28 protein-coding genes are annotated in these 26353 nt (G+C 63.7%); 11 read left to right on the plus strand and 17 right to left on the minus strand.

The genetic code is table 11. From position 1 onward, the window contains the following. Positions 1-29 precede the first annotated feature (29 nt). Positions 30-932: a LysR family transcriptional regulator gene (locus DX905_RS10980; protein WP_116091376.1), complete on the plus strand. Its 903-nt coding sequence runs from the start codon at positions 30-32 to the stop codon at positions 930-932. A 61-nt stretch (positions 933-993) separates the two neighbouring features. On the opposite strand, the gene DX905_RS10985 is transcribed toward DX905_RS10980, so the two are convergent. The 4 genes from DX905_RS10985 to rsgA all read right to left on the minus strand — a co-directional run bounded on the left by DX905_RS10985 (position 994) and on the right by rsgA (position 3770). Then, positions 994-1500, minus strand: a complete 507-nt coding sequence (locus DX905_RS10985; RefSeq protein ID WP_116091377.1) for a DUF892 family protein — start codon at positions 1498-1500, stop codon at positions 994-996. A 169-nt stretch (positions 1501-1669) separates the two neighbouring features. Next, positions 1670-2077: a DUF1801 domain-containing protein gene (locus tag DX905_RS10990; RefSeq protein ID WP_240320955.1), complete on the minus strand. Its 408-nt coding sequence runs from the start codon at positions 2075-2077 to the stop codon at positions 1670-1672. A gap of 113 nt (positions 2078-2190) precedes the next feature. Continuing rightward, positions 2191-2736: a phosphoribosyltransferase gene (locus DX905_RS10995; protein WP_162875572.1), complete on the minus strand. Its 546-nt coding sequence runs from the start codon at positions 2734-2736 to the stop codon at positions 2191-2193. Positions 2737-2777: 41 nt separating this feature from the next. Next, the gene (rsgA, locus tag DX905_RS11000; RefSeq protein ID WP_116091380.1) at positions 2778-3770 is read right to left on the minus strand and encodes a ribosome small subunit-dependent GTPase A; all 993 of its coding nucleotides are present in this window, start codon (positions 3768-3770) and stop codon (positions 2778-2780) included. A 258-nt stretch (positions 3771-4028) separates the two neighbouring features. Here rsgA and DX905_RS11005 point away from each other — a divergent pair, with 258 nt between their 5' ends. The 4 genes from DX905_RS11005 to DX905_RS11015 all read left to right on the plus strand — a co-directional run bounded on the left by DX905_RS11005 (position 4029) and on the right by DX905_RS11015 (position 7319). Further along, positions 4029-4904 carry an OmpA family protein gene (locus tag DX905_RS11005; protein ID WP_116091381.1) on the plus strand — a complete coding sequence of 292 codons (876 nt, stop codon included), beginning with the start codon at positions 4029-4031 and terminating at the stop codon, positions 4902-4904. Between the two features lie 129 nt (positions 4905-5033). Next, a complete protein-coding gene (locus tag DX905_RS16070) occupies positions 5034-5195 on the plus strand; it encodes a hypothetical protein (RefSeq protein WP_162875573.1) in 162 nt (53 codons plus the stop codon). A gap of 66 nt (positions 5196-5261) precedes the next feature. Continuing rightward, positions 5262-6014: an SDR family oxidoreductase gene (locus DX905_RS11010; RefSeq protein WP_116091382.1), complete on the plus strand. Its 753-nt coding sequence runs from the start codon at positions 5262-5264 to the stop codon at positions 6012-6014. 228 nt (positions 6015-6242) lie between these two features. After that, positions 6243-7319 (plus strand): DNA cytosine methyltransferase, encoded by a 1077-nt coding sequence (locus DX905_RS11015; RefSeq protein WP_116091383.1) that lies wholly within the window; start codon positions 6243-6245, stop codon positions 7317-7319. On the opposite strand, the gene DX905_RS11020 is transcribed toward DX905_RS11015, so the two are convergent. The 6 genes from DX905_RS11020 to DX905_RS11045 all read right to left on the minus strand — a co-directional run bounded on the left by DX905_RS11020 (position 7320) and on the right by DX905_RS11045 (position 11912). After that, a complete protein-coding gene (locus DX905_RS11020; protein WP_116091384.1) occupies positions 7320-8285 on the minus strand; it encodes an HNH endonuclease in 966 nt (321 codons plus the stop codon). Beyond that, entirely contained in the window at positions 8230-8706 is a 477-nt protein-coding gene (locus DX905_RS11025; RefSeq protein ID WP_116091385.1) for a very short patch repair endonuclease, read from the minus strand. The genes DX905_RS11020 and DX905_RS11025 overlap by 56 nt, the downstream gene beginning before the upstream one ends. Before the next feature lie 27 nt (positions 8707-8733). Continuing rightward, positions 8734-9585, minus strand: coding sequence for an NgoMIV family type II restriction endonuclease (locus DX905_RS11030; RefSeq protein ID WP_116091386.1), 852 nt, complete (start codon positions 9583-9585; stop codon positions 8734-8736). 246 nt (positions 9586-9831) lie between these two features. Further along, positions 9832-11118, minus strand: a complete 1287-nt coding sequence (locus DX905_RS11035) for a hypothetical protein (protein ID WP_116091387.1) — start codon at positions 11116-11118, stop codon at positions 9832-9834. Between the two features lie 46 nt (positions 11119-11164). Next, positions 11165-11383 carry a hypothetical protein gene (locus DX905_RS11040; RefSeq protein ID WP_116091388.1) on the minus strand — a complete coding sequence of 73 codons (219 nt, stop codon included), beginning with the start codon at positions 11381-11383 and terminating at the stop codon, positions 11165-11167. Further along, complete coding sequence (locus DX905_RS11045; RefSeq protein WP_116091389.1) at positions 11361-11912, minus strand: hypothetical protein; 552 nt, start codon at positions 11910-11912, stop codon at positions 11361-11363. The genes DX905_RS11040 and DX905_RS11045 overlap by 23 nt, the downstream gene beginning before the upstream one ends. 257 nt (positions 11913-12169) lie before the next feature. Here DX905_RS11045 and DX905_RS11050 point away from each other — a divergent pair, with 257 nt between their 5' ends. Both DX905_RS11050 and DX905_RS11055 read left to right on the plus strand, forming a co-directional pair. Next, positions 12170-15037 (plus strand): valine--tRNA ligase, encoded by a 2868-nt coding sequence (locus DX905_RS11050; protein WP_116091390.1) that lies wholly within the window; start codon positions 12170-12172, stop codon positions 15035-15037. Then, positions 15034-15474, plus strand: a complete 441-nt coding sequence (locus DX905_RS11055) for a GNAT family acetyltransferase (protein ID WP_116091391.1) — start codon at positions 15034-15036, stop codon at positions 15472-15474. Before DX905_RS11050 ends, DX905_RS11055 begins: the two co-directional genes overlap by 4 nt. Positions 15475-15493: 19 nt before the next feature. Here the strand turns inward: DX905_RS11055 and DX905_RS11060 are convergent, their stop codons facing one another. From DX905_RS11060 to DX905_RS11070, 3 genes are read right to left on the minus strand one after another with little or no spacing between them, the layout of a single operon-like run. Continuing rightward, the gene (locus DX905_RS11060) at positions 15494-15874 is read right to left on the minus strand and encodes a YdbL family probable chaperone protein (RefSeq protein ID WP_116091392.1); all 381 of its coding nucleotides are present in this window, start codon (positions 15872-15874) and stop codon (positions 15494-15496) included. After that, positions 15871-16053 (minus strand): YnbE family lipoprotein, encoded by a 183-nt coding sequence (locus tag DX905_RS11065; RefSeq protein WP_116092498.1) that lies wholly within the window; start codon positions 16051-16053, stop codon positions 15871-15873. The genes DX905_RS11060 and DX905_RS11065 overlap by 4 nt, the downstream gene beginning before the upstream one ends. 47 nt (positions 16054-16100) lie before the next feature. After that, a complete protein-coding gene (locus DX905_RS11070; protein WP_162875574.1) occupies positions 16101-19106 on the minus strand; it encodes an intermembrane phospholipid transport YdbH family protein in 3006 nt (1001 codons plus the stop codon). Between the two features lie 110 nt (positions 19107-19216). Between DX905_RS11070 and DX905_RS11075 the strand changes: the two genes are divergently transcribed. After that, the gene (locus DX905_RS11075) at positions 19217-19846 is read left to right on the plus strand and encodes a YbhB/YbcL family Raf kinase inhibitor-like protein (protein ID WP_116091394.1); all 630 of its coding nucleotides are present in this window, start codon (positions 19217-19219) and stop codon (positions 19844-19846) included. Here DX905_RS11075 and DX905_RS11080 read toward each other — a convergent pair. Together DX905_RS11080 and DX905_RS11085 are read right to left on the minus strand one after the other, a co-directional pair. Continuing rightward, entirely contained in the window at positions 19843-20169 is a 327-nt protein-coding gene (locus DX905_RS11080; protein ID WP_240320957.1) for a DUF2218 domain-containing protein, read from the minus strand. The two genes, DX905_RS11075 and DX905_RS11080, sit on opposite strands and share 4 nt — an antisense overlap. Before the next feature lie 83 nt (positions 20170-20252). Next, positions 20253-20822 (minus strand): PadR family transcriptional regulator, encoded by a 570-nt coding sequence (locus DX905_RS11085; RefSeq protein WP_205412245.1) that lies wholly within the window; start codon positions 20820-20822, stop codon positions 20253-20255. Between the two features lie 110 nt (positions 20823-20932). On the opposite strand from DX905_RS11085, the gene DX905_RS11090 reads away from it, so the two are divergent. The 3 genes from DX905_RS11090 to DX905_RS11100 are packed head-to-tail and all read left to right on the plus strand — an operon-like array spanning position 20933 to position 23229. Then, a complete protein-coding gene (locus tag DX905_RS11090; protein WP_116092499.1) occupies positions 20933-22252 on the plus strand; it encodes a replication-associated recombination protein A in 1320 nt (439 codons plus the stop codon). Then, entirely contained in the window at positions 22249-22587 is a 339-nt protein-coding gene (locus DX905_RS11095) for a hypothetical protein (RefSeq protein WP_116091397.1), read from the plus strand. The genes DX905_RS11090 and DX905_RS11095 overlap by 4 nt, the downstream gene beginning before the upstream one ends. 39 nt (positions 22588-22626) lie before the next feature. Beyond that, on the plus strand, positions 22627-23229 hold the full coding sequence (locus DX905_RS11100; RefSeq protein WP_116091398.1) for a LolA family protein: 603 nt from the start codon (positions 22627-22629) through the stop codon (positions 23227-23229). A 219-nt stretch (positions 23230-23448) separates the two neighbouring features. On the opposite strand, the gene DX905_RS11105 is transcribed toward DX905_RS11100, so the two are convergent. Beyond that, a complete protein-coding gene (locus DX905_RS11105; protein WP_116091399.1) occupies positions 23449-23931 on the minus strand; it encodes a hypothetical protein in 483 nt (160 codons plus the stop codon). Between the two features lie 39 nt (positions 23932-23970). Beyond that, complete coding sequence (glf, locus tag DX905_RS11110) at positions 23971-26220, minus strand: UDP-galactopyranose mutase (protein ID WP_240320822.1); 2250 nt, start codon at positions 26218-26220, stop codon at positions 23971-23973. Positions 26221-26353: the final 133 nt, after the last annotated feature.

The raw sequence follows: 26353 nt of genomic DNA on the forward strand, positions 1-26353 counted from the left end.
TCGGCACAGGCTGTCCCGAAAGTCGAACAATGGCGCCCGACCTCAACGATCTCACCGCTTTCCTCGCCGTCGCCCGCGCCGGCGGCTTTCGCGACGGCGCGCGCGCCAGCGGCGGCAGCGCCTCCAGCCTCAGCGAGGCGGTGCGCCGGCTCGAGGCCAGCCTCGGCGTCCGCCTGCTCAACCGCACCACCCGCAGTGTCGCGCCGACCGAGGCGGGCGCCCGCCTGCTCGAACGGCTCGGCCCCGCGCTCAGCGAGGTCACTGCCGCACTGGACGTGGTCAACGGCTTTCGCGATCGCCCCGCCGGCACTTTGCGCCTCAACGTGCCGGTCGGGGTAGCACGGCTCGTTTTGCCCCGGCTGGTGCCGGATTTCCTCGCCGCTTTTCCCGATATCCTGCTCGATGTGGTGGCCGAGGACGGTTTCGTCGATGTGCTCGCCGCCGGCTGCGATGCCGGCATCCGCTATGACGAGCGGCTGGAGCAGGACATGATCGCCGTGCCGATCGGCCCGCGCATTCAGCGTTTCGCGACCGCCGCCGCGCCGGTTTATCTCGATCGTCGCGGCCGCCCCGATCATCCGCGCGATCTGCTCGACCATGCCTGCCTGCGCGGCCGCTTCGCCAGCGGCGCCATGACCGAATGGGAATTTGAGCGCGACGGCGAGACCGTGCGCGTCGAGCCGACCGGCCCGCTCATCGTCCGCGTCGGCGCCGCCACCGGTCTCGCGGTCGACGCCGCCATCGCCGGCGTGGGTATCCTCACCCTGTTCGAAGACTGGCTCCGCCCGCACCTCGACAGCGGCGCGCTCGAGCCCGTGCTCGAACCCTGGTGGCCGAGCTTCTCCGGCCCGTTTCTTTATTATCCCGGCCGCCGCCACACGCCCGCCCCGCTGCGCGCATTCATCGACTTCATCGCCGCGCGGCGGTGGTGAGCCATCCTGCTCGGAGTGTGGCTTTGCAAATGCCCGCCGGCGCGAACCGGCGGGCTTGGGCTCAGGCGGTCGCTTCGGCCTTCAGGTTCACGCTCGTCTCCGCGAGCCGCGTCATATATTCGTCGCCGCCATAAATATCCTTGGTGGCGTCGCGCAGCTTCTTGTTGTCCGCGGTCAGGCCCAGCGCCTTGGCGAATGCGGCGGCGGTGCCGAAGCCGGCGATGCCGTAATGGCTCATCCGCTGATATTGCGCGATGATGATCACGTCGCGCAGCGGGCCTTTCTTGGGACCCTCCTCGATCACATGCTTGGTCGCTTCGGTGACGAGGCCTTCCATGCCCTTGCAATGTTCCTTGGAGACCTTCTCGCCCTGGCCGGCGATCAGCTCCTTGAGCATGTCCGTATGCTTCTCGATCCCGGCCTGCGACTTGGTCAGCATGTCCTTGAGCGTGGCGTCGCTCGCCTTAGATACGATCTTCTTGAGCACGCGCTTCATCTGATCGTTGGCGGACCACAGATCCTTGAGCTCGTCCGTATAGATTTCCTTCAGATCCTCGGGCGTCGACATGGGTGATGGTCCTTTCCTGCCACCGGCAGGATGCGCAATGACCCGGCTGGAGCGCGCCTGGCGTGCGGATGTTCCAGACTTTCGGCAAAAGCGGCGTCGCCGTGGATCGTCGAACCGGCGGCGGTGCGACAGGTGCGGCACGACCGGCTTCGGAGCGCAGCGCCGCGGATCAACCCCGCCGCTTGTTCGCGCTCAGGAACGGGATCCTCCCCGCCTGCTCGATCCATGCGATGAGCTGGCGTTCGTCGAGACCGGCCAGCGATGCCGGCTCCACGCCGCGGGTGGACTTGCCCATGCCGATCGGTTTGACCGGCGGCTCGGGCTGGAGCTCGGTGCCGTGGATGAACATCAGCTTCACATGCCCGACGAACGCGCCGGACGAAAAGCACCAGCCGCCATCGGTCCCGTAATAGGCCATGCCCCACTTGATCGCGCGTTGCAGTCCGGGCAGCGCAATCGCGGCCAAGGCGTCGATCCGCTCGGCAATGTCCCGCTGTGGCTGCGGCAGGCTGGCGATATACGCGAAGACCGGCGCGTCGCCTTCCGCCGCTTTCGCAGCGCTCGCCTTGCCGGTCATCGCGACCAACAGCTCCGCCGGCTTCTCCTGCTCGGCCGATGTTGCGCCAGAAGATTTCGCCATCACCTCTCCGACCATCTGAGCGGCGCCCCCGTCATTCATCCGGCGCGATGCTAATCGGCGATACGGCCCAACGCCATGCAGATCACGTCGCTGGCGCCGGCATCTTCGAGCAGCCGGCGGCAGGCGAGCATCGAATTTCCGCTCGATAGCACGTCGTCCAGCAGAAACACCCGCTCGCCCACGATCAGCTGCGGTGATTTCACCGCGATCGAATCCAGGTGCACCCGGATGTCGCGGCGCACGCCCGGCGCCAGCCTGGCTATCTTGGTGTGGCGGATGAGCGCCGCGGTAGCGTCGTACAGAGGCGTCAGCCCCGCGAGCCGCTTGGCGAGCTTGCGGATGCCGGGCCCCGTCTTGGTGGGGTCGCTCGAAGGCACGATGGCGATCACCCCGGGCGTCCTGATACGCGGCGCCATGAAGTCGATGAAATAGTGCAGGCCGGCCTCCTGCCCCGATTTCACGTCCAGGATGCGGCCGCTATGTTCGGGATAGCTCGCGCCGTCGCCGCCTTCGTCCTTGTGCAAGCCCCACGGCTTGAACGCACCCAGCGTCGCAATCTCGATCCCGTCGATCTCGTCCTGGTGCATGTCGATCATCACGCCGCCTACCGCACCGCGGCCCGCGCGTCTAAGTAAAGCTAGCGCCGCGCCTTGGGATAAAGGGGGGTGGGATTTTCCTCGGCCGCCAGCTGACGCCAGCGATCGAAGCGGGCCGCCGTCAGCGTGCCGTCGGCCATCCCCGCCCGCACGGCGCAGCCCGGCTCGTTGCCATGCCCGCAATTGGAGAAGCGGCAGCTCTCCGCCGCCAGGATGAAATCGTCGAACACTTCGGAGATGCCCGCCGCCGCATCCGTCAGCTGCAGCTCGCGCATGCCCGGCGTGTCGAGCAGCCAGCCGCCGCGCGCCAGCCGGTGCATCTCGCGCACCGTCGTCGTATGGCGCCCCGTCGCGTCGCGGGCGCGGATCGCCTGGGTGGCGATGCTGTCGGAGCCCCGCAAGCTGTTGACCAGGGTCGACTTGCCGACCCCCGACGATCCGAGCAAAGCCACCGTCTCGCCCTGGCCGCACCAGCATGCGAGCCGCGCGACGCTCGCCGGATCGCGGCCGTTGACGGCTTCGACCCGCAACCCCGGCTCGATCGCGCGCGCCGCCGCCGCATAGCTCTCCGCATCCTCCGCCAGGTCGATCTTGGTCAGCACCACCACCGGATTCACCCCGACTTCGTGCGCCAGCACCAGATAACGCTCCAGCCGCGCCACGCTGAAATCCTGGTTGCACGATGCGACGATGAACAAGGTGTCGACATTGGCCGCGATCATCTGTTCCTTGCGCGCATTGCCGGGCGCGCGCCGCTTGAACAGGTTCATCCGCTGCAGCACGCGGATCGCCTGCCCGGTGGCGCCGTCGATCAAAAGCCAGTCGCCGACCGTCGGATGATCGTCCCCCGGTCTGGCCCCGGCGATGTTCGGCGCGATGAACCCTTGGCCCCCCGCACCGCTGATCGCGATCTTGCCGCGATGGACCGCCATCACCCGCACGGGATGCGCGTGCGCCGCCTCCTCGCGCGAAACCTGATCGCTGAAATAAGGCTTCCAGCCGAGGTCGTCCAAAGTGTCCGTGGTCGATGGCATCGGGCTGCGGCGGCGTCTTTCTGTCGGCCACGGCGCGGGGTTCCGCGTCGGCCAGGCGCCCGCCCTGCCAAGGCCGCCGCGAGTCCGCAAGGCTCGTGCCGGTCGCGGCCTTCGGGCGCTTCCTTGCCGACAACCTCCTCGCTTCGCCGCACGGCCGGCCCGGATCGCCCGCTCTCGCCGCGCTCCGGCCGCCCTTATTCATCCGCGGGACAGGTGGGCCTGACACGAACCGGGCCGCAATCTGAGAGGAGAGGCTCCATGCATTTCACGTCCACCCGCTCGGGCGCCCGCGCGCTGCTCGTCGCTTTGTCCGTGTCCGCGTCCCTGACCGCGTCCGCAACCGCCTTCGCGCAGCAGCAGGACGCGCCCGACACCAATGTCGTCGTCAACGGCATCAGGACGCCAGGGCCCGATATCAAGGGCGTCATCACCGCGCGCAACGATCAGCGGCTGAAGGTCACCACCGCCGACGGCAATGCCACGATCATCGCCGTCAACGACGCCACCCAGATCCGCGCTGGCGGCGGCCTGTTCGGCATCCGCAGCAAGCTCGCGCAGGATTCGCTGCTCAACGGCCTGCCCGTCACCGTCAAGACCTGGCGCGCGGGCGATGGCCCGGGCGGCGAGCTCGTCGCCAGCCGGATCAGCTTCCGCAACAGCGATCTCAAGACCGCCACCATGATCCGCAACGGCACCAGCCAGCGCTTCGAGGAGCAGACCGCGGCGACCGAATCCCTGCGCGGCCGCCTCGGCGATATCGACAAATATAATATCAAGGGCACCACCGAGGTGCATTTCGACACCGGCAAGACGCAATTGTCCGAGCAGGACAAGGCCCAGCTCTGCAACACCGCCAGCACCGCCCAGCAGACCGAAAACGCCCTGTTGCTGGTCGTCGGCTACACCGATTCCACCGGCGGCGACGATTACAATCAGGAGCTGAGCGAGAAGCGCGCCGGCCGCGTCATCAACTATCTCCAGCAGGCCTGCGGCTGGAAACCCTATCGCATGCTCACCCCCACCGGCATGGCCAAGGCCGATCCCGCCGCGCCCAACGACACGCCCGAAGGCAAGGCGATGAACCGCCGCGTCGCGGTCAACATCCTCGTCAGCAAGAGCGTCGACGGCCTGTAACGGGCAGCCCGGGGGACCTCGCGCGCCGCGCAGCGGCCGGAGGCGGGGTTCCCCGGTCGGCCGCGATCGACGCATGCCGGGGCCGAATGCATTTTCGATGCGTTCCGCATAGCCTAGGCAGGAGCCGTCATGACCCAACATCCCGAAAAGCCGATCGCCCCCTTGCCCGACGCTGCCGGGACGCCGCCGGCCAATCCCGACGCGCACAAGTTCGGCGATGCCGCGACACAGGACGGCAAGGAGCAAGCCGCCGAAGACGACGCGGCTGAGCAATTGGGTAATTTCGCCTAGCATCGCCGAAGCCGGGCGCTAATTGCCAGGGCGGCTCCTGCGGCGGGGCTGCTTGCGGAGGATGACATGGCGGGACGGGTAGCGCTGATCACGGGCGCCGGAACGGGCATCGGCCGCGCCGCCAGCCTCGCCCTCGCCGCGCGCGGCTACCGCATCGCGCTCGCCGGCCGCCATGCCGAGACGCTGGAGGCCGTGGGCGCGCAGGTCGAAATCGAAGGCGGCGAAGCCCTGGCCGTGCCCACCGACGTGACCGATCCGGACGCCGTCCGCGCGCTGTTCGACGCCGCGGTCGATCGCTTCGGGCGCGTCGATCTCCTGTTCAACAATGCCGGCACCAACGTGCCCGGCGTGCCGCTCGACCAATTGTCCTACGCGGATTGGCGCGCGGTCATCGACGTCAACCTGACCGGCGCCTTCCTGTGCCTCCAGAACGCCTTCCGCGTGATGAAGGCGCAGCGGCCCGGCGGCGGCCGCATCATCAACAACGGCTCGATCTCAGCGCACAGCCCCCGGCCCAACTCCAGCCCCTACACCGCCAGCAAGCACGCCATCACCGGGCTGACCAAAAGCGCGTCGCTCGACGGCCGCGCCTTCGACATCGCCTGCGGCCAGATCGACATCGGCAACGCCGGAACCGACATGGCGCTCGCGATGACGAAGGGGGTGCCGCAGGCGAACGGCGCGATCGCGGTCGAGCCGGTGTTCGATGTGACCCTGGTGGGCGAAGCGATCGCCTACATGGACAGCCTGCCGCTCGACGCGAACGTCCAGTTCATGACCGTGATGGCGACCAAGATGCCGTTTGTGGGACGTGGCTGAAAACGACTTCGAGTTAAGCGCAGGATTGGCCGGGAGTGGCGTTGATGGCCTGTAGAAACTGCGGCATGATGACCTCTTGCGATTGGCCACGACACGCCCGCGGAGCTGTCCTTCTGAACGATGTATCACCGCCACAAGAACGTATAGAGAACACTTGCGCAAGCTGGCCGGTGTGATACGGTACGCTTGTGGCGTGGGAAACGCTCGGGCACGCATTCTGAGGGCATCATGAGCTATCGCCTTATCGATCTTTTCGCAGGCGCTGGCGGTATGACGCTGGGCTTTACCGATAATCGCTTCTGCGGTGGTTTCGAAAGTGTATGGGCACTCGACATCGATCGATCAGCAGTAGCGACCCACCGGCGTAATTTCGGCCCGCATGCTACATGCGCTGATATTGAACATTGGCTCGAAACCGACAGGCCGATCCCTGCGGCGGATGTGGTTGTAGGTGGCCCGCCCTGCCAAGGTTTCAGCCTTTTAAATAAGCAGCGCGCCGGAGATCGTCGCAGAGAATTATGGCTGCCGTTTCTAGATGTGGTGGAGCGTTGCGGAGCTTCCGTTTTCGTGATCGAGAACGTGGCTGAGCTTCGTTCTTCACCGGAATATTCGGAGATCGAAAAGCACGCCAACAAAATGGGATTTGACGTCGTCAGCGAGGTGTTGCTGGCTGCTGATTATGGTGCGCCGCAGTCTCGTAAACGGACGGTTATTCTGGGATATCGGCGCGATTTGGTCGCCGGAGTAACGTTTCCTCCGTTAGCTACACATGCAGCTCCTAAGTCAGGGAAGAATTTACCGCCCTGGAGAACTGTGTGGGACGCTATTGCCGACTTGCCAAATCCCGTGGGCACCGAAATCCGCCGCGTGAAAGCACCCTTGGACCTTCATTTTGGTCGTAACCCGACGTCAAAGAGTGCCGCTCGCTATCGCGCGGTTCCGCCCGGCGGCAATCGTTTCGATTTACAACGCAACGCCCCGGAAATTACGCCTGACTGCTGGATACGCAAAACTTCCGGTGGAACTGACCTTTTTGGCCGGTTGTGGTGGGATCGGCCGTCCGTCACAATTCGCACGGAGTTCTTTAAGCCCGAAAAGGGTCGTTACCTTCACCCTGATGAGCACCGGCCTATCACGCACCGGGAAGCGGCGCGATTGATGGGGTTCCCGGATGACTTCAAATTCGAAGGGACGAAGATCGACATCGCCCGGCAGATCGGAAACGCAGTTCCACCGCCGTTAGCGGGCGCGATTGGACAATTGGTGCGTCAAATACTCGACGGCCGAATGCGGGCTGCTGCCTAACTATTCGACGTCAAGGACGCCCGCTCGGTGCACTTCGTCATGATGCAAATTGCAAAGCGTAACGAGGTTTTCGACGGAGTTTGCCCCGCCTTCAGCGTGATGCTCGATGTGATGAGCTTCTAGAAAACGATGGTCTTGGGGCGGGAAACCCGTTGGCCATCCGCAACCGCGCCAGCGGCAGGACCAATGGTCTCTTCGCATAACTTCGCGACGAACAACTTCCGGAATGTGGCGATCATGAAGCGGTGCCTGCTCATCGCGTTCCAACACATACGTTCCAACCGGCAGCGTTGGATCGCCGGTATTCCTGGTCATCACCGGCCAGCCCATCTCAGTTCGCAATTCACGCGTTCGGCGCGCCCACTCGGTCGCATCGCCTGCTACATACCGAAGCTCCTCGGATGTTACACGCTGACCGACATTTTCTCTGAAAAAGCGTAGAAGCTTGTCACGAGTGCTGGCGGTACTTCGCCGGATCTGGTTCGCCATATTCCAGCGAAATGCCGCGTCGCGGTCTTGTGAGTCTTCCAGGAGAAGATACTGCGAAGGTAGCATTTGCGGCAGCGATAGGTCCTCGTACTCGCCCTCGACGCGACCTTCTTCAAACTCATCCCGCATTTCGCTCGCGGTGATTCCGGAGAGTATTGGCCAACCTTCTTGCTTGCGAAGTTCCCGAATTCGGCGGGCATATTCGCTGATGCCAGCGACAACCATTAGCTCGTCCCCGTCGATGACGATGCCGGGAAATAGCCGCAGATAAGCTAGGATGCGGTCTCTAGCGGAGAGATAGCCTCCTTCTGGCAAGAGTGAGCTTCCAAGATCGCGTAACAGATGATTGGCCGGAACTAGGTTACGCACCTGCTGTCGCAGTTCTGAATGCTCCAAATGCCATTCGAAATTTGTCAGGAGGTCAATCAGATCTCGCCGCAGTTTGTCGGGAGCCTTCTCCCTCGGTCGCCTCGCCATCTACCCTGCTGTCCCGCCCTGTGGCGCCGTCAATGCGCTTTGTGACTTTGTCCTGATACTTAAGCTCGCACTCCCATACTGTCACTGTCGCGATGCCAAGCGTCTGCAAGCTGCTGACCGCCATGCAATCTCTGAGCCGGTTCTGGCCGATTTTCGTGGTCCAGAATTCTCTACGCGTCTCGGGCAGCTTCGCTCTTTTGCACCCCGTATGACCGTGCCAAAAGCAACCATGTACGAAAATCGCGAGCTTGTATTTCGGCAGAAAAATGTCGGGTCGGCCCGGTAAATCCTTACGGTGCAGCCGGAATCTATATCCGAGCCTATGTAGGATTTTTCGTACCAAGAGTTCTGGCTTGGTGTTCTTTCCTCTAACTCGCCGCATGTTATTGCTGCGAGCTTCGGGGCTAATATGGTCAACCACGTTTAAATTACATGTTCAGTTTGTGGTTCATATCGCAAGATCGAGCGGCAAATCCGCCACGTCCTTGAGTCGCTGCTGTTCTATCATGAGTTTAAGTAAATCGCGTTGCTTGTGGTGCGCGATGTTTTCTACCGCTGCCTCAAGCTCGGGCAGAGCAATATGATACACGCAGTCGATATCGCCCGTCCCCAGAGCGAGCGAGGCCAGTCGGCTCGGCGTGGGTTCGGCTGTTAGCACTACGATGTGCGGCACGCGTCCCCGGCGGCTTCGAATGAGATTGAGGGCTTCTGATCGTGCATTTTGCGCCCGGTCGCTCCGCATAGTCCATTTGCAAGAGATGCAAGCATGCAGGCTAGGCTTTGAGTGACTCGACGCTCGAAGCGACGCTCGGTTGGCTGTTACGCTATCGACTAACGCCATTGCTGCATTGATCGCGCTATCCGCCTCCGGCCTCCGTGAGATCACTACGTCTGATGCGATATTGTAGTTCAAACCCAAGAGGGCGCGGATCTCTGGCCTATCCTCGGCAGCTTTCTCTATGAGCCCAAGATGCGAGTATTGCTCGTACTGCGCGATGGAAACTCCACTACGCGACTTCACGTGATGAACCTCCCAGTCACCGGGTCGTAACGCACCCAGCTCCAGAAAGGTTTTCTGGAGGTATAAGGTTGTTAACGCTTCGAATTCCCCACCAGCCGCTTGGGGACTTAGGGCAGGGCCCTCCTTGACAGCTAACGTTTGCGCTAAGTGCCTTGCTATAGCGGTGCTATTAGGCTGCTTTTTGTCTGCGTTCGATGGCTTGCCGCCCTCGTCCAGCACGAATAGCTTTTGCCGGAGGCTCGCGTGAAACTCTGCACGTGCGTTTGTGATCAGGCCCAAGTTGGTCTCGATGTTTTTCTACATGATCGTGTATGGCAGAAGCGCAAGATAATTGCACCGGTGTTGCCGCTCCTCGACCCCCGCTCAATTGCCGGTTTCGCACCACACGGCGATCGCCGTCGACCTACCGCCCTGCCACGCTTGGCTGGCGCGTTCTGGCCACTGTTGGCCGGGGGGGGGCGATCCAGATTGAGCTTGGGCGAAGGAGTGAAGACGATGGCTTCCCCTTCTGCGCGGCGCCACACCCTAGCTTTCAGCAGGCGCGTTCACGTGCTTTTGCGTTCCATCAAACCTGGCTAAGACTATTTCAAACGGCTTCAGAGAGATGGGTTCGCCCTTTGGCACAGCAATGGCTAGCCCCGATGCTTGCTCCACTAGATGGATATGCCAGTAGGTGCCTCGTGGGTTTTTATCGGTAGTGTTCAATAGGGGAAGCAACTTACTTATCGTTTTGTGAGGGATCGCAAACGCTGTGCTGCGGTCCATGCAGCCCAAAACAAAATAGCCTTTATCGACCTCTCCTAGGAACGCATCCCACTGGGGGTGATAAGCATACCAGTATGGGGCCTGGTTTTTGCCGGTATAGCGTTTCGACACAGTACACGCGGCTCGGACGCTATGTTCCGTATTCCAATAAAGTGCTCTACTCTTGCGAATTAGGTTGGTGCTTTCAAATCGAGCTAACGCTTTAACCATATCTTCGCGTTTGGCTTGAAGAAGCTGACTATCGGTAAATTCCCAAGCTGATTTGGCAGCGATCTTTTGTTTGAGTACTGAAGGTGCAGAGGCCGACGGCAAATCCGTTGTGGAAGCGCCTTCTACCGCCTGATGCGAGAGCTCGGAATCGTCCTCCAGGTCAACAGCAGTCGTGAACATCACGTCGACCATACGGTCTAACCGAGTATATTCTATGGGCGTGAGCAGGCTGCGCATTTTGAGGCCGGTTTCATCTGATTCCGTATTCTCTTTCAGGAGGACCAATTTGATCAGTGCTTCGGCGCTAATCACCCTGATGTCCCAGGCGTGACGGGATCCTCGGATTTGCGCTTCGAGCTCTCCCGTATCTTGCCGTCCGACGATGATAAGAATCGAGGATTGCGAGGTGATTTTACTCTGCTCGCTGAGCTTCGATCGATAGTTGGACAGCGCGTCGAGAGAGATCCGATATGCGTCAGTAGTCTTTACCTCGACGATTAAGGTATGTTGTTCGGGGGAAAGCCAAAGCCCGTCAAATCCGACTTGTCCCTGAACACCCTGATACCTCCCATTGGTGACCCTGTAATCGAGGCGTCGTCCGAGCTCGTTGACAAGATCTTGTAGAACTAGGCCGCTTCGGTTGAACGAAACTGACAGGCAATGATCAATGTATAGAGCTATCTTCTCGGTCGATATCTTACTAAAGTACTCACGAATTTCGAGGGCGCACACGGAATCATCTTTTAAAATCCCGTCGCCAGCGGTCGACACGACCTGCTCAATGTTAAGCATGTCGACACTGTCCGCCGCGGAGTCGTAAAGGGAAAGCAGAGGCATGAAATCAGCCTAGCGCCCAGGAAGCCAATCGCAACTGTTTACGCCCTCAAATCACCCGCCTCTCCACCTCCCACGCGCGCATCAACTCCTCCACCCCCGCCAGCTCCGCCTCCAGCCGCTGCCGGCACCCATTCCCCGCCGCATTGCCACTCGACCGTTTCTTCCCCTCATCCGTCCGCGGCCCGGTCGAGTGCGCCCACGCCTGGCGCGCCTTCATCATCCGTGCATAGGCCGCGCGCCGTTCAGGCGTCCAACCCTTCGCCATACGCCTCCCGCATCATGTTGCGTGCCGCCCAATCGTCCCCCGGCCCGTCGTCGCCCAAGTCCATGTCGCGCGCCGCGCCGGGTTCGCGCGCGGTCACGATGATGCGCTCGATCCGCGTGATCTGCCGCGGCGGCTCCGTCTCGCTGCTCGGCCGGTTGGCCATGTCGCTTAGCGCGCGCACGGTCGCGCGGCACTGCGCCTGCGCCCGCACCGCCAGCCTTATATAGCGTTCGGCGGCAATGCCCGGCCGGCCCAGCGCCGCCTGGCCGCGCCGCGCCATCTCGGCGAAGATCGCGTTGAGCGCGATCGCCTGTCCCATCAGCATCGTCTCCGCGCCGGCCAGCCCGCCGTCGCGCGCCGCCTGCACCTGCTCCAGCACCGCCTCATAGCCCGCCTGCGGATCGATCGCGGCGCCGCCCGTCTCGTCCCAGAACGCCGCCACCACCGCCGAACTCGTCACGCACGGGTCCACCGCCTGCGCCGCAATCTCGCGCCGCCGGGCTGCCTCGTCCGTCTCGCTCACCCCCATCGCATCCCGCCTTTCCGCTTGACTAAAGTACGTTTAAAGCGTACACAATCGCGAGGAAAAGTCAAGTTAATTACGCCATCTGCGTACGATGTCGCTCTTTCTCATGTCGGTTGGTCAACGCGCCGGGCCTCGGCCGCCGCACCGCCGTCCCCGCAATCATCAAGTTCGTTTCTGGTGTTTTTTTATTTTTGGGCCGGCCCAGCGGAGTAGCGGCCCTCTCGCATCGGCGCCGCACTCCCTCTAAGGCCACCGGCGCCATGACCATCGACAAGACCTTTGATCCCGCCGCCATCGAATCCCGCTGGTACAGCCATTGGGAGGAGGGCGGCCTGTTCCGCCCCGCGCGCGACGATGCGCAGCCCTTCACCATCGTCATCCCGCCGCCCAACGTCACCGGCTCGCTCCACATCGGCCACGCGCTCGACGTGACGTTGCAGGACATCCTCGTTCGCCACGCCCGCCTTCAGGGCAAGGACGCGCTGTGGGTGGTCGGCACCGATCATGCCGGCATCGCCACGCAGATGGTGGTCGAGCGCAACCTCGCCGCCGAGGACATCACCCGCGCCTCGGTCGGCCGCGACGCCTTCATCGCCAAGGTGTGGGAATGGAAGGCGGAGAGCGGCGGCACGATCACCCGCCAGCTCCGCCGCCTCGGTGCGTCCTGCGATTGGGCCAATGAGCGCTTCACGATGGACGCGGGCTTCTCGCGCGCCGTGCTCCACGTCTTCGTCGCGCTCTACAATCAGGGCCTGCTCTATCGCGACAAGCGCCTGGTCAATTGGGATCCGCACTTCCGCACCGCCATCTCCGATCTCGAGGTCGAGACCAGGGAGGTGAATGGGAAGTTCTGGCACATCCGCTATCCGCTGGAGGATCGGCCCGGCTATATCTCGGTCGCGACCACGCGGCCCGAAACCATGCTTGGCGACATGGCCGTCGCAGTCCATCCTGACGACCAGCGTTACAAGCATCTCATTGGCGAGATGATCCGCTTGCCGATCACGAGCCGGCTCATCCCGATCATCGCCGATGAACATGCCAATCCTGAGCTCGGATCGGGCGCCGTCAAGATCACGCCCGGGCACGACTTCAACGACTTTCAGGTCGCCCGACGGGCTGACATCCAAACGTCGGATATGTGGAACATCCTCGATGCAGAGGCTCGGATTGTGGCGCCTCCCGGCTGCGGAGTTCCTGCCGATCTTGTCGGCCTCGACCGGTTCGAAGCCCGCGACTTCATCGTCAAGCTTCTGGACGAGGCCGGTGCGCTGGAGAAAGTCGAGGATCGCGTCATCCAGACGCCTTATGGCGATCGCTCCGGCGCGGTGATCGAGCCGTGGCTGACCGATCAATGGTATGTCGACGCCAAGACGCTCGCCGGCCCCGCGCTCGAAGCGGTGCGTTCCGGCGACATCCGCGTCGTCCCCGAAACCTGGAAGAAGACCTGGTATAATTGGCTCGAGAATATCCAGCCCTGGTGCGTCAGCCGCCAGCTCTGGTGGGGCCACCAGATCCCCGCCTGGTATGACGAAGACGGCCAGGTCTACGTCGCCGAGAGCGAGGCTGAGGCGCAGGCCTTGGCCGGCGACCAGCCCCTGACCCGCGACACGGATGTGCTCGACACCTGGTTCTCCAGCGCCCTCTGGCCCTTCGCGACATTAGGGTGGCCGGGGCACTCCAACACCGTTCGTGCTGAGCCTGTCGAACCGGAGGTCGCCGAGAGGCAAGCACCGTCCTTCTCTTCGTCTGGCGCAGGAAGCAGTACAGCCCTTCGACAGGCTCAGGGCGAACGGGAGATTGTTCACACCAAGTCCCTGGTCTCCCGCCACTACCCCAACGACGTCCTCATCTCCGGCTTCGACATCCTCTTCTTCTGGGATGCGCGCATGGCGATGCAGGGGCTGCATTTCATGGGGGAGAAGCCGTGGAAGACGCTCTACCTCCACGGCCTCGTCCGCGACGCCCACGGCGCCAAGATGTCCAAGTCCAAGGGCAATACCGTCGATCCGCTCGGCCTGATCGACAAATATGGCGCCGATGCCTTGCGCTTCACGCTCGCGGCGATGGAAAGCCAGGGCCGCGACATCAAGCTCGATGAGAAGCGCGTCGAGGGCTATCGCAACTTCGCGACCAAGCTGTGGAACGCCGCCCGCTTTGCCCAGTCGAACGGCATCGGCGGATCGACCACGCTGGAGCCGCCCCGGGCCGAGCTCGCGGTCAACCGCTGGATCCTCGCCGAGACCGTCAAGACCATCCAGGCGCTCGACCTCGCGCTCGCCGACCTCCGCTTCGACGAGGCCGCCAACACCATCTACCACTTCGTCTGGGCCAGCTTCTGCGACTGGTATCTCGAACTGATCAAGCCTGTCATTGGAAATACCGTTCGTGCTGAGCTTGTCGAAGCACCGTCCTTCTCTACGTCGGGTGCAGAAGAAAGCAGCGCAGCCCTTCGACAAGCTCAGGGCGAACGGAATGAGAGCCCCGAAGCCCAGGAAACCCGCGCCGTCGCCGGCTGGGTGCTCGACCAGATCCTGGTCCTGCTCCACCCCTTCATGCCCTTCCTCACCGAGGAATTGTGGCACGCGCTCGCGGATCGCCCCAACGATCTGATCCTCGCCCGCTGGCCGATGGCCGACGCGCGCGCGATCGATCCCGCCGCTTCGGCCGAGGTCGAATGGCTGATCAAGCTGGTCAGCGAGATCCGCGCCGCGCGCAGCGAGCTCAACGTGCCCCCCGGCGCGCGCCTCCATCTCTTCGCGAGCGACGTCTCCGACGAGACGATCGACCGCCTCGACCGCCAGCATGCCGTCCTGTCGCGCCTCGCCCGGCTCGATTCGATCCAGCTCTCGCCCTTTGCCGGTACCGGCGCGGCGCAGGTCGTGGTGGACGAAGCGACCTACGCCTTGCCGCTCGAAGGCGTGATCGATCTCGCCGCCGAGCGCGCCCGCCTCGCCAAGGGTGCGGAGGCGGCCGAGAAGGAGCGCGACGGCCTCGCCGGCCGCCTCAACAACCCGGCCTTCGTCGAGAAAGCCAAGCCCGAAGCGGTCGCCAAGGCGCGGGAGGACCATGACGCCAAGGCCGCCGAAGCCGAACGCCTCCGCGCCGCGCTGGCGCGGTTGGGATGACGCGCGCGGCCGCCGCCGACCCGGAGATTGGCACGCTTTCCCCCGACGACGTCGAACAGGCGATCGAGCTGTGGGCTGAAGCCGGGGTTTCGCATCCCTGGAACGATGCGCATGCGGACATCGCCGCGGCGCTGGCCTGTCCGACCGGCACCATCCTCGCCGCGCGCGCTGCCGGACGGATCGTGGCGACGGTGATGGCGGGCTATGACGGCCATCGCGGCTGGCTTTATTATGTCGCGGTCGCCAACAGCCATCGCGGCACCGGCCTCGGCCGCGCGATCGTCACCGCCGCCGAGGATTGGTTGCGCGGGCAGGGCGCCCACGTCATCCGCCTGATGGTGCGCCGGTCCAATGAACAGGCGGTCGGCTTCTATGAGGCGCTCGGCTTCGAGGCCGGCGACCTCATCGTGATGGGCAAAAGGTTCGGCGCCGGTTGACGCCGCTCAGGCTAGTGGATCAGCCGCCGCACTGGCTGGGCAGCGCGATCGGCGCATCGCCCTTCACCGCCCAGACCCCGCCGACATTGTAGGCGCGGCCGGGCCTAAGCTTGGCGAGCGTGTTGCAGCCGACCGACACCGCGAACGCCTCGATCGGGACATTCTTGGCCTGCGCCACCTGCGTGTAACCCTGGCGGCGCTTGATGTTGATCGCATCCACCTCCGCCTTGAGGGCCGGGGAGGGCGGGCGCGCGAAGCCGAGATACCCGTCCGCCTGCTCGCCGACCGTGCCCGACGCCAGGGCCGCTTCGACTGCCGCGCTCTGCGCCAGCGCGGGTGCGGCAGCGAGCAGCGACAGACCGGTCAGGGCGGCGAAGATGGAGAAACGGTGCTTTGTCATTTCGGGAACAGGTCCGGATTGGAGGCGATGAAGTCTTCGGCATCCTTCTTCAGGCTGACGACGACCTCCTGCTTCACGTTGATGTTCAGGTTGATCTCGATCGGTTTGTCGGGAGCCTTTACCGTGATGCAGCCTGACAGCATCAGGCCGGCACAACAGAGAAAGGGCCACCGCGTCATCGGCCAAGGGCTCGCACCCGAACGCTTGAGCGTCAAGCATGGGCTGTTCATCGCACGTCTCCGGTTGCGGGGGGCTGAATGCCCGGTTCAGCCTGGGTTGGCTTTGCTGGCGGCGGCACCTGCGTCAGCAATAGGCGAGGGTCGATATAGGCGCGCGCCGATCCGACCAGTCCGCGGAACGGCGCGCGGATCGCGATGTTGAAGCGGAAGGGCAGGTTGCGGATCAGCCTCGTGACCAAACTCTGGTCGGGCGTCGCCTCCCGCACGCCGGTGAACCGCACGCGGCTCACCATCTCGCCGTCGAGCCGCCCGTCGAGACTGATGTCGAGCGCGGAGTAACGGATCGCCTTCAATGCGTCGAAAGCAAGCTTGCCCATCGTTCCCAACTGCGCGTTGGACAGCTCGCCGATATAAGCCAGCGTGCCGCTGCCGCGCGCCTTGATCAGCCCGCCTTCGACCCTGCCGCCCGACTGGTCGAAGATCATCGGCAGCGCGCCGTCAAAGGTGCCCGTCGCCGAGATGTTGGGGAAATCGAGCTGCTGGATGAACGCCGCAGCATCCAGCGCTTCGATCCGGAACGTCAGGTGCCGCTCGGCGCTGGCGGAAAAGTCGAGAATGCTCGGTTCCAGCCGCAGCGTGCCGCCCGCGAACGGCCAGCGCGCATCCTCGATCCGCACCCGGTTCTGACCGATCAACTGGTAATGGGCGACGCCGTTGGTGACGGATACGCCGGGATTGATCTCTGCGATCGTCGCCTCCTGATGGGGCGCGCTGACCAGGCCGAGCAGATCGGTGAAGTGAAGCCGGCCCTTGATGCCCGTCACCGGACCGAACGCCGCGGCAAGGTCGATCCGGTCCGTCCCGAAATCGCCGCGGCTGGTGACGCCCTTGGGGCTCCAGTCGATCCGGCCGTCTCCCGAAACGACGCCGGCGACATTGGCGATCACGCCCAGGGTCAGCGGCGTCAGCGCCTCAGGCTGCAATCCCTTGGGCACGAAGAGGATGCCCGGCACGGTAAGCGTCGCCTGACCCACCCCGGCCGATAGATCGTGGTTAAGGGACACGCGGGCCACCTCGCTGTGCGTCGCCGGTTCGCGCAACGTCGCCGCCGCAGTGACGATGCCATCGCGCAGGCGCAGCGCGGCGTCGTCGGTGATGAGCGGATTGAAGCGCGCCGACTTGTCGGCATCGCCCACGCGCAAGGCACCGCTTAGCTTGAATGTGTCGCCAACCAGCGTCCACGCGCCCGAGGAGTCGGTGATTTCGAGCGGCACGTTGCCGATCGCGCCTCCGGCCTCCGCGAAGGTTCCAGCCAGCTGGCCGTTGCGGAACCGTCCCTCGAGCATGCCGATCGCCAACTGTGTCGGCTGCGCGGGCGCTCCCAAAGTGGTCGCCACATCCTGTGCCGCGAACCCCTGCCGGGAAAGGCGCAGGCGTGTCGCCGCCAGCGTGACCGGCGCGCCGTCACTGGTGTGACCCGCCAGCCGGATCCGCTCGGCGCGTGCATCGACGTGCAGAACGCCGTCGGCAGAGCGTGCAATCAGAGGCTGGCCACAGATAGGCACGCTCGCCGCGTCCAAATTGAATGAGCTCAGCCGCAGCTGCCGAAAGCTAATAGTGTGGCAGCCCGGGCGGAGGGCCAACGCACCCGCCATATCGGCATAGCCTTCCACCGGCATTGCCAGGCCGCGCACGAAACCCCCCGGGATCGGTCCGTCCAGCGTCAGGATAGTCTGGAAATCCGCGCGCGCGCCGTCCCATGTGAATCGCACCGGCGTCGCCGCAAGCCGTGCAGTGCCCGCCCGGTAGGGCTGAAGCACGGCAATTCCGGACAAAGGCGCGCCCGCTGTTGCCTGGTGTAGTCTGACGACGAGCGCCGGCAGCCCATCGCCTGAGCTGGCGATGTCAGCGTCGAGCCGTAGCCCGGCGCGCGTCCAGGATAACCCGGCGCGCTCGGTCGCCACCAATCGTGCGCCGTTGGTTCCGGCCACCGTAACGCGATGGAGACGCACTTCCAGCGGCTGTTGCGGCCCGCTCGTGATGTTGAGATCGGCGGTGGCCTCGGCCTGACGCAGCAAAGTGGCAAAGCCGGAGATCGCACGGTTGGCCAGAGCGTCGAGTGGCGTGCCGCTTGCCATGCCCATCGAAGCGAACCGGGCCTTCGCATAGTCAGGAGCGGACGCGGATTTGAGGGTGAGCTTAACCGCCGCGCCCACCCCGCTCGCCGACCGCGATCCGGATAGGGCGCCCTTGATGGCGGCGAATTGCACGGCCTGCACGTGGCCGCCAAAGCCCGCCAGATTGGCATCCAGCATCAGCCGTTGGAAGCGCGCGTCCGATGCGAGCGCGATCTGCGCGACGCCTTGTCCGAGCATTAGTTTCTGTCGCGGGCAGATCAGTCCGCTAATCCGCACCGGGCCGTTGGCATCGGGCTTGCCGTCATTGCTGGCGATCTCGAGCATTGCGGCGACGTCGCGCGCAACGCAGCCGCCTGCACGCAGCGAAAGCGCGGCCAGTCTGGCGTTGCCCCGGAAACGCCGCGCCGGATTGCCCTCGCCCGTAATCGCAACGCTCAACGCGCCCGCAGGCGTTGAGAGCGCGAGTGCGGCGTCATGGATCGACAGCGGCATATCCGGCAGTCCGGCCTTGCCACCGGCGCTCGGGAGCAGCCGATCCAGCGCGCCGAAGCTGAGACCGCGTGCATCATAACTGCCCCGCAGCCGCACGCCATCCACGGTGATGTGCCTTATGATCGGTCCTGAAAAGCCATAGCCGATCGCCACGTCGATCCGATCGGCCACGAGATCCGGCTTGGCCGGGTCGCCGAGACGCACATCCTCCATCCGTTCGAGAAAGGGGCCGATCCGGGTGATGCGGTAGGATGCGGGCACTTGGGCCGTGGCCAGCTTGCGGTCGACGATCGCGGCCGCAATGTGGAAACGCAAAAACCATGCTATCAGCAATACCACGGCGAGGATCACCGCCAGCGTCAGCGCTGCGGCTAGGAGAGGACGCTGTCTTATCCGCGCCATGAAACTGGTAAGCCGGCCCACGCCAGTCCTCTAGCCGGACTTGGCAGCGTGCGTCACCTCGGGCGATATGCAAGAATGCGGCGGACCCCATCGGTCAGCCGGTCGTTAAGCCGCAAACGGGAGTTTGCACCATGCTCGAACATGTTCCCCACTGGCTCGGCGCGCTGCTGCACAATGTCCGGGCCGGCCATTCGAAACTGGCAATCGTCGATCCCGATCTGGACGTTGGCTCCGCCAGCCTGGAATTGGCCAGCCCCGCTTTCGCCAACGAAGCGCGCCTTCCTGAACGCTTCACGGCGGATGGCGAGGGCGTGTCGCCGCCGCTCGTGTGGCGCGATCCCCCCGAGGGGACGACCAGCTTCGCGCTGATCGTCGAGGATCCCGACGCGCCCGCGCTCCAGCCGCTCGTTCACGCGGTCGTGTGGAACATCCCGGCCGACGTACGGCGCCTGGCCGAAGGGGCGATCGCGAGCGACGGAAAGGGCGGGATGGACGGCAGTGATGTCGGCCACAACAGCTTCTTCAGCGAAGGTTGGCTTCCGCCCGATCCGCCGACCGGCCATGGCAGCCACGATTATGTCTTCCAGCTGTTCGCATTGCGCGATCCGCCCGTGCTCGGCCCAAACCCCGGCCGGGACGAGCTGGTCAGGGCATTGCAGGGCCGTGTTCTCGCCGCCGGGCTTCTGGTCGGCACCTATTCCCGCGGCGAAGAGGGAATGGTGGGCAGGGCGCCGATCGGCGCCGCAGTCGCGCCTGCTTAAAGATCGCGCCAGTCGAACGGGAGCGGCGCTTCGCGGAAGGCGAAGCGGTCGAGGTGGCGGGCAACCGCACCCTTCAGTCCGTCGCGCTGTTCCGGCGAGGTGGCGTCGATCCGCACGAGAAGCGCATCTGGCTGGGCGTTGAACGTCACGAGTGCGTCGCCCGGATGGTCCGCGCCGCGCGCGTCCTTCGGAAAGACGACGGTGCCGTGGTCCGGCGTGAATTCGACCGTCAGATTGTGGGTCCAGTGCTTGCATAGTTGCTGGAGATATCGACTACCGCTCGCCGTCGGAACGGCAGCTTCGGCGGCAAATACTTGGGTCAAATTTCGGATCTCCCGGGGATAGAGTTCGATTGCGGCCGCAGCCGGCGCAATGCCCAGCCGCTGCCGCAGCAGCGTAAGACGTGTCATTTCTCGAGGCGTTCGATCTTGCGTGCCGCCTCGTCGAGGATTGCCGCCACGTCGTGGACGAGATCCTCGCGTCCGCGAGCCGCGCCCAGCGTATCGCGCAGAGCCATGCCGAGACCCATCATTGCGCGCTTGATCGGGGCAGCGCCGGTGCGGCCTTCCTCCTGGCCCATGCGCGACAGGCGTTCGAGCAACGCGTCGACCTCGCCGCGCTTCTCCGTGAGGTGGGCTCGGCCGGCGTCGGTAATCGCATAACGCTTGCGGGCGCCTTCCTCCTTCACCTCGTCGATATGGCCCATCTCATCGAGCATGGTGAGCGTCGGGTAAACCACGCCGGGGCTCGGCGCGTAGCTGCCGCCTGTCTGCTCCTCAATCTCGCGGATGAGGTCGTAGCCGTGGCGCGGTTGCGCCTCGAGCAAGGCCAGCAATACCAGCCGCAGCTCGCCGCCGTCGAATACGCGTCGGCGTCCGCCGCCACGTTCGTGATGGCCCCAGCCGCCGCGATGCTCGCGGCCGCCCGGTCCAAAGCCACCGCCAAGCCAGCGGCCATAGCCGTGTCCAAATCGCATTTTTATAATCTCCTGTATCATCGAATCGGATCTAAGATATATCTTGACGCAATTCAAGACGATTTGGGTGAAGCGTGGCTATGGCGCCCGCCGCACCCTATATTCCGGCGATGGCCGACCTCTTTCCCGCTGCCTTGCCTAGCGCTGCGCCCTCCGAACCTGCCGCGGGCGCCCCGCTTGCTGACCGGATCCGGCCGCGTGCGCTCGATGAAGTGATCGGGCAGGAGCATTTAACCGGTCCGGAAGGTGCGATCGGCCGTATGGTTGCGGCCGGTAGACTGTCGTCGATGGTGCTGTGGGGACCGCCCGGAACCGGCAAGACGAGCATCGCCAGACTGCTCGCGGACGCAGTGGGACTGCGCTTCGTTGGTATTTCGGCGGTGTTTTCGGGCGTCGCGGAGCTCAAGAAGACCTTCGCGGAAGCGCGCGAATTCGCCCGCGCCGGCCAGCGGACGCTGCTTTTCGTGGACGAAATCCACCGCTTCAACCGCGCCCAACAGGACGGTTTCCTTCCCTATGTCGAGGATGGGACGGTCGTTCTGGTAGGGGCCACGACGGAGAATCCCTCGTTCGAGCTCAACGCTGCCTTGTTGTCGCGCGCGCAGGTTTTGATCCTGAACCGCCTCGATACGCCGGCCTTGGAAAAGCTACTCGCCCGCGCGGAAGCGATCGAGGCGCGGCCGCTTCCGCTGAACCCCGATGCTCGGGGCGCGCTCATTGCCAGCGCTGATGGTGACGGACGCTTCCTGCTCAACCAAGCGGAGACCTTGTTCTCCATAAACCTACCGGAGCCGCTCGACCCGGCCGGCCTCGCGGCCCTGCTGCACCGGCGGGTCGCGGTGTACGACAAGGACCGCGAGGGTCATTACAACCTGATTTCGGCGCTTCACAAAGCGGTGCGCGGCTCCGATCCGCAGGCGGCGCTTTACTATCTCGCCCGCATGCTGGTGGCGGGCGAAGAGCCGCTCTATCTGCTCCGGCGCATGGTACGCATGGCAAGCGAGGATATCGGTCTCGCCGATCCGCAAGCATTGGTGCAATGCCTGGCGGCCAAGGACAGCTATGACTTTCTAGGGTCGCCCGAAGGGGAATTGGCGATCGCCAATGCGCTAATCTATCTGGCGACCGCGCCAAAATCCAACGCCGGTTATGTCGCCTGGAAGGCGGCGGCGCGATCGGCCAAGGAGACCGGATCGCTGATGCCGCCCAAGAACATCCTCAACGCGCCAACCAAGCTGATGAAGACGATCGGTTACGGCAAGGGTTATGCCTATGATCACGATGCCGACGAGGCGTTTTCCGGCGACAATTACTGGCCCGAGGAAATGAACCCGCAGACCTTCTACGCGCCGACGCCGCGCGGCTTCGAAGCCAAGATCGGGGAGCGGCTGGCTTACTGGCAGAAATTGCGTGAGGAGCGGCAGGGGTGAGCCTCGATTGGGAGGCGGTGGTCGCGCACGCGCTGGCGCTGCCGGACACGACGCTCACAACTTATTATGGCGCGCCGGCGGTCAAGGCGAACGATCGGCCGATCCTCTCGCCAAGCCACGATCCCGGCAGCTTTTGCCTGCATATGGATCGCGACAAGATCGAGATGCTGAAACAGATCGATCCCGACACCTTCTGGCAGACGCCGCATTATGAGGGCTATGCGGCGCTGCTCGTCCGCTACGCGACGGATAATCCGGATATGGTATTGGATCAGATCGCGGCCTCGCGCGATTGGGCCATGGCCCGGCCGAAGCCCAAACCGCGCAAGAAATAATTCAGCCCGAGTTCAAGGCTGGCCCATCAGGAAGACATCATGTTTCGCATTGCCCTCGTCATGGCGCTTGTCGCTACCGCACCCGCCTCGGCTGCCACCGGCGGCCTCGCCCAAGTGCAGGCGCATCTGCGCGCGGTGTCCACAATGACCGCGAGCTTCGCGCAGACGGATCGCACCGGCCGCACCTTGACGGGGACGATCACGCTGAAGCAGCCGGGCAAGATCCGCTTTCAATATCAGAAAGGCGTGCCGCTACTCATTGTCAGCGACGGCAAGGCGTTCACCTTCATCGATTACAAGGTCAATCAGGTCTCGCGCTGGAAGGTGGGGGATTCGCCGCTCGCTTTGTTGCTCGATCCCTCCAAGGACATATCGCGTTACGCGCATATTGTACCTGGTATGCAGGACGGCCGGATCGTCATCGAAGGGCGCGACCCGAAACACCCCGAATTTGGAACGATCACGATCGGCTTTGCCGAGAAGGCCGGCGCGCCCGGCGGACTCACGCTCGCCGGCTGGCAGGTGCTCGATGCGCAGGGCAACCGCACCACCACAATCCTGTCCGGACAGCAATTTGGCGGCGTCGTCAGCGATAAAACGTTCCTCTGGCGCGACCCGCGCCCGGTAAGCCGCGGTCGTTGAGTGGTTCATTCATTTTCGGGACAGGAATGCTGGCCTAAATGAAGTTTGCGGCTGCGACGCTGCTCCCGGGATTCCCCCCTGTTGCTCGGGACGAGCGTCGCACCCCACCTGCGTGACGAACGCCAGGTCGGCCCTCGCTCCAGCCCCCGGAGCGGGGGCCCTTCCTTTTTAGATCGCTGGATTGGAGCGGCTCACGCCGCAGCAGCCGCCTTTCCGACGTCAGGCAGCCGGCTTTTTTTGCCGTGCTTTCTTGGGAGCGGCGCCGCCGCCGTCAGGCTTGGCTAGGGGAGCGATGGGCAGGGTAGCCAGGTCCATCATAGCTTCCATGGTCGATCCCGCGGCTTTGACCATAGCGGTCAACGCGTCGACCACCTGATAGGAAGCGAAAGGCGGGCATAACCATGAATAAGGGCCAGGAAACCACGAACCCTGTTCATAGCCGACGAACAGAAACGGCACATCGCGCTGTTTCGGAGAGACGTCTGCAAACATCGCACGCCCGAGGTCGACCACCACGCAAGCGGTGATCGAAGCCCAGTCGTCAGGCGACAAGTTGGCGAACGCCTCGGTCGGAGGTCCAGGTGGCGTGAGTACAGGAACGCCGCAAAGCTGCAGCGAGCGGCGGATATAAGCAGCGTTGAAGCTGTCAGGTGGGGACAAGAGAAGGACCCGCCCCGCGAGCAGTTGCGTTGGCCTGTCCATCCTCGTTCCCCGATCCGGCCTTCCCAAGCCTTGTTATCGTCAGGCAGCCACTTGGTCCGAGACGCGCGCTGCCGTGCGACGATCCTCGGCCGTCATGCGCCGATAAGTGGCGAGCGCCTGGCCCACGACCTGATCCATATTATAATATCGATAGGTCGCCAACCTTCCAACGAAGGTCACGTCGGGCTGGGCGATCGCGAGTGCCTCATAGCGCTTGAACAGCGCCTGATTCTCCTCGCGCGGGATGGGATAATAAGGATCACCTTCCGCTGCCGGATATTCGTAGGTGATGCTCGTCTTTGGCGCAGTTTGACCCGTCAGATATTTATATTCGGTGATGCGGGTGTAGGGCACATCCTCGGCAGGATAATTGACCACCGCCACGGGTTGCAGCCACTCCTGGTCCAAGGTTTCGTGGCGGAAGTGGAGCGAGCGGTACGGCAACTTGCCGAAGCGATAGCCGAAATATTCGTCGATCGGGCCGGTAAAGACGAGGTGATCGTGCGGATAGGCTGCGCGTGTTTCCGAATAATCGACGCCGAGCAGCAGATCGATGTTGGGATGATCCAGCATGCGCTCGAACATCGCCGTGTAACCCTCAAGCGGCATCGCCTGGAAGCTGTCGTTGAAATAGCGATCATCGGTGTTCGTGCGGGTCGGCACGCGCGCCGTTACCGCCTTGTCGAGCTCGGACGGATCCATGCCCCATTGCTTGCGCGTATAGCCACGGAAGAATTTCTCATAGAGCTCCTGGCCCACTGCCGAGATGACCACGTCGGCCGACGTACGGACAACGTCGACCGGCTCGGCGCGTGAGGCGAGATAGGCCGCGGCTTCTTCGTCGGTTTTCAACTCAAGCTTGTAGAGCATGTTGAGCGTCGTGCGATTGATCGGGATCGGCACCAACATGCCATCGACGCTTGCCAGGACACGATGCTCGTACGGCCGCCAATCGGTAAAGCGCGATAGATAATCGACGATATCCTGGCTGTTCGTATGGAAGATGTGCGGCCCATATTGGTGGATCAGCAGGCCATCTTCGTTGAGTAGGTCGAATGCATTGCCAGCGATGTGCGGGCGTCGATCGACCACCAGGACCTTCTTGTTCGATCCCGCCGCCAGCCGTTCCGCCATGACGGCGCCCGCAAAGCCGGCGCCAACCACCATTACGTCATAAGCCTTGGGCCGCTCGGCCGGCCAAACCGTGGGAGACACGATCGGCTGGACATGCTGGGCCCGAGCCACCCTGTCGCCGATCAGTTCCGCCATCTGGCGATAGGTGCGATCCCAGGAAATCTGCGCCAGCAGCGCGTCAACCTGGACGCGCCAAGCGCCATCGTCCTGGCGAAGTGCCAAGGCGGCGTCGCAAGCGGCAACGAATTCGTCCGCCGTGCCCGCGATCTTTACCGCGTCGACATCGCCATAATGGCGCACGACGTCGGTGATCGGCGTGGACACGACCGGCAATCCCCCGGCGAGATATTCGGGCGTCTTGGTCGGGCTGATGAAACGCGTTGCCTCGTTGATCGCGAACGGCATCAGCGCCACGTCCCAGCCGCGCAGGTAAGCGGGCAGCTCGGCATAGGATTTGCCGCCGAGATAATAGAGGTTCGGGCGACGGGGCAGATCGCCCTCGCTAATCTTGACCACCGGTCCGACGATCGCGATCGACCATTCCGGTCGCGCGTCTGCCATCGCTTCGAGCAGCGCGAGGTCCATCCGTTCGTCCACGACGCCGTAAAAGCCGAAGCGCGGGTGCGGCAGATCCGCCAGGTCGTCGGGCTCGATCAACTTACCTCGCGCCTGGGCGAAATGGTCGACCTCAACGCTGGAGGGGAAGGGATGGATGCTGGGATGACGGTCCCGTTTGGCCTCATAGAGGCTATAGCCTCCGGTAAAGACCAGGTCTGCCTGCGATAGCAACTTCTGCTCCAGCGGCAGCAATTCGGGCGGCGCTCCCTTGAAGTTAGCGAGCTCGTCCATGCAATCATAGACGACGCAATCGGCTGCCACATGCTCCGAGAATGGGAGCATCATGGGAGTGTAATACCAACGGACGACAGGGCCATCCTCGCCGGCGAGAAAGCTGTCCAGCAGGCGGCGCAGGGTGTCCTCATGGCCGGAGCCTTCCGGAAGTTCGGGCGCTACCACCGTGACATTGGTCTGTTCGCAACGCCGAATATCCAGCCGCGCCTCGGCGAGATCCGCACGAAACCGCGGTTCTTCCCAAAAGATCACCCGGTTTTCCCGCGCGAAGCGGCCCATCAGATGCTGGGGCCGCTGGAACACGAAATCCCATCGCAAATGGCTGAAGCAGAGGATGGTTGCACCTACCACTCCGGCGTTCCCGCTCCCCCTGTCGGGGCCGGGTTGGGCGGAGATTGGCGTAGGCTGCATGTGTCGGACACCTTGCTGGGGAATG

This window comes from Sphingomonas crusticola, assembly GCF_003391115.1.
GTDB lineage: Bacteria > Pseudomonadota > Alphaproteobacteria > Sphingomonadales > Sphingomonadaceae > Sphingomonas_I > Sphingomonas_I crusticola.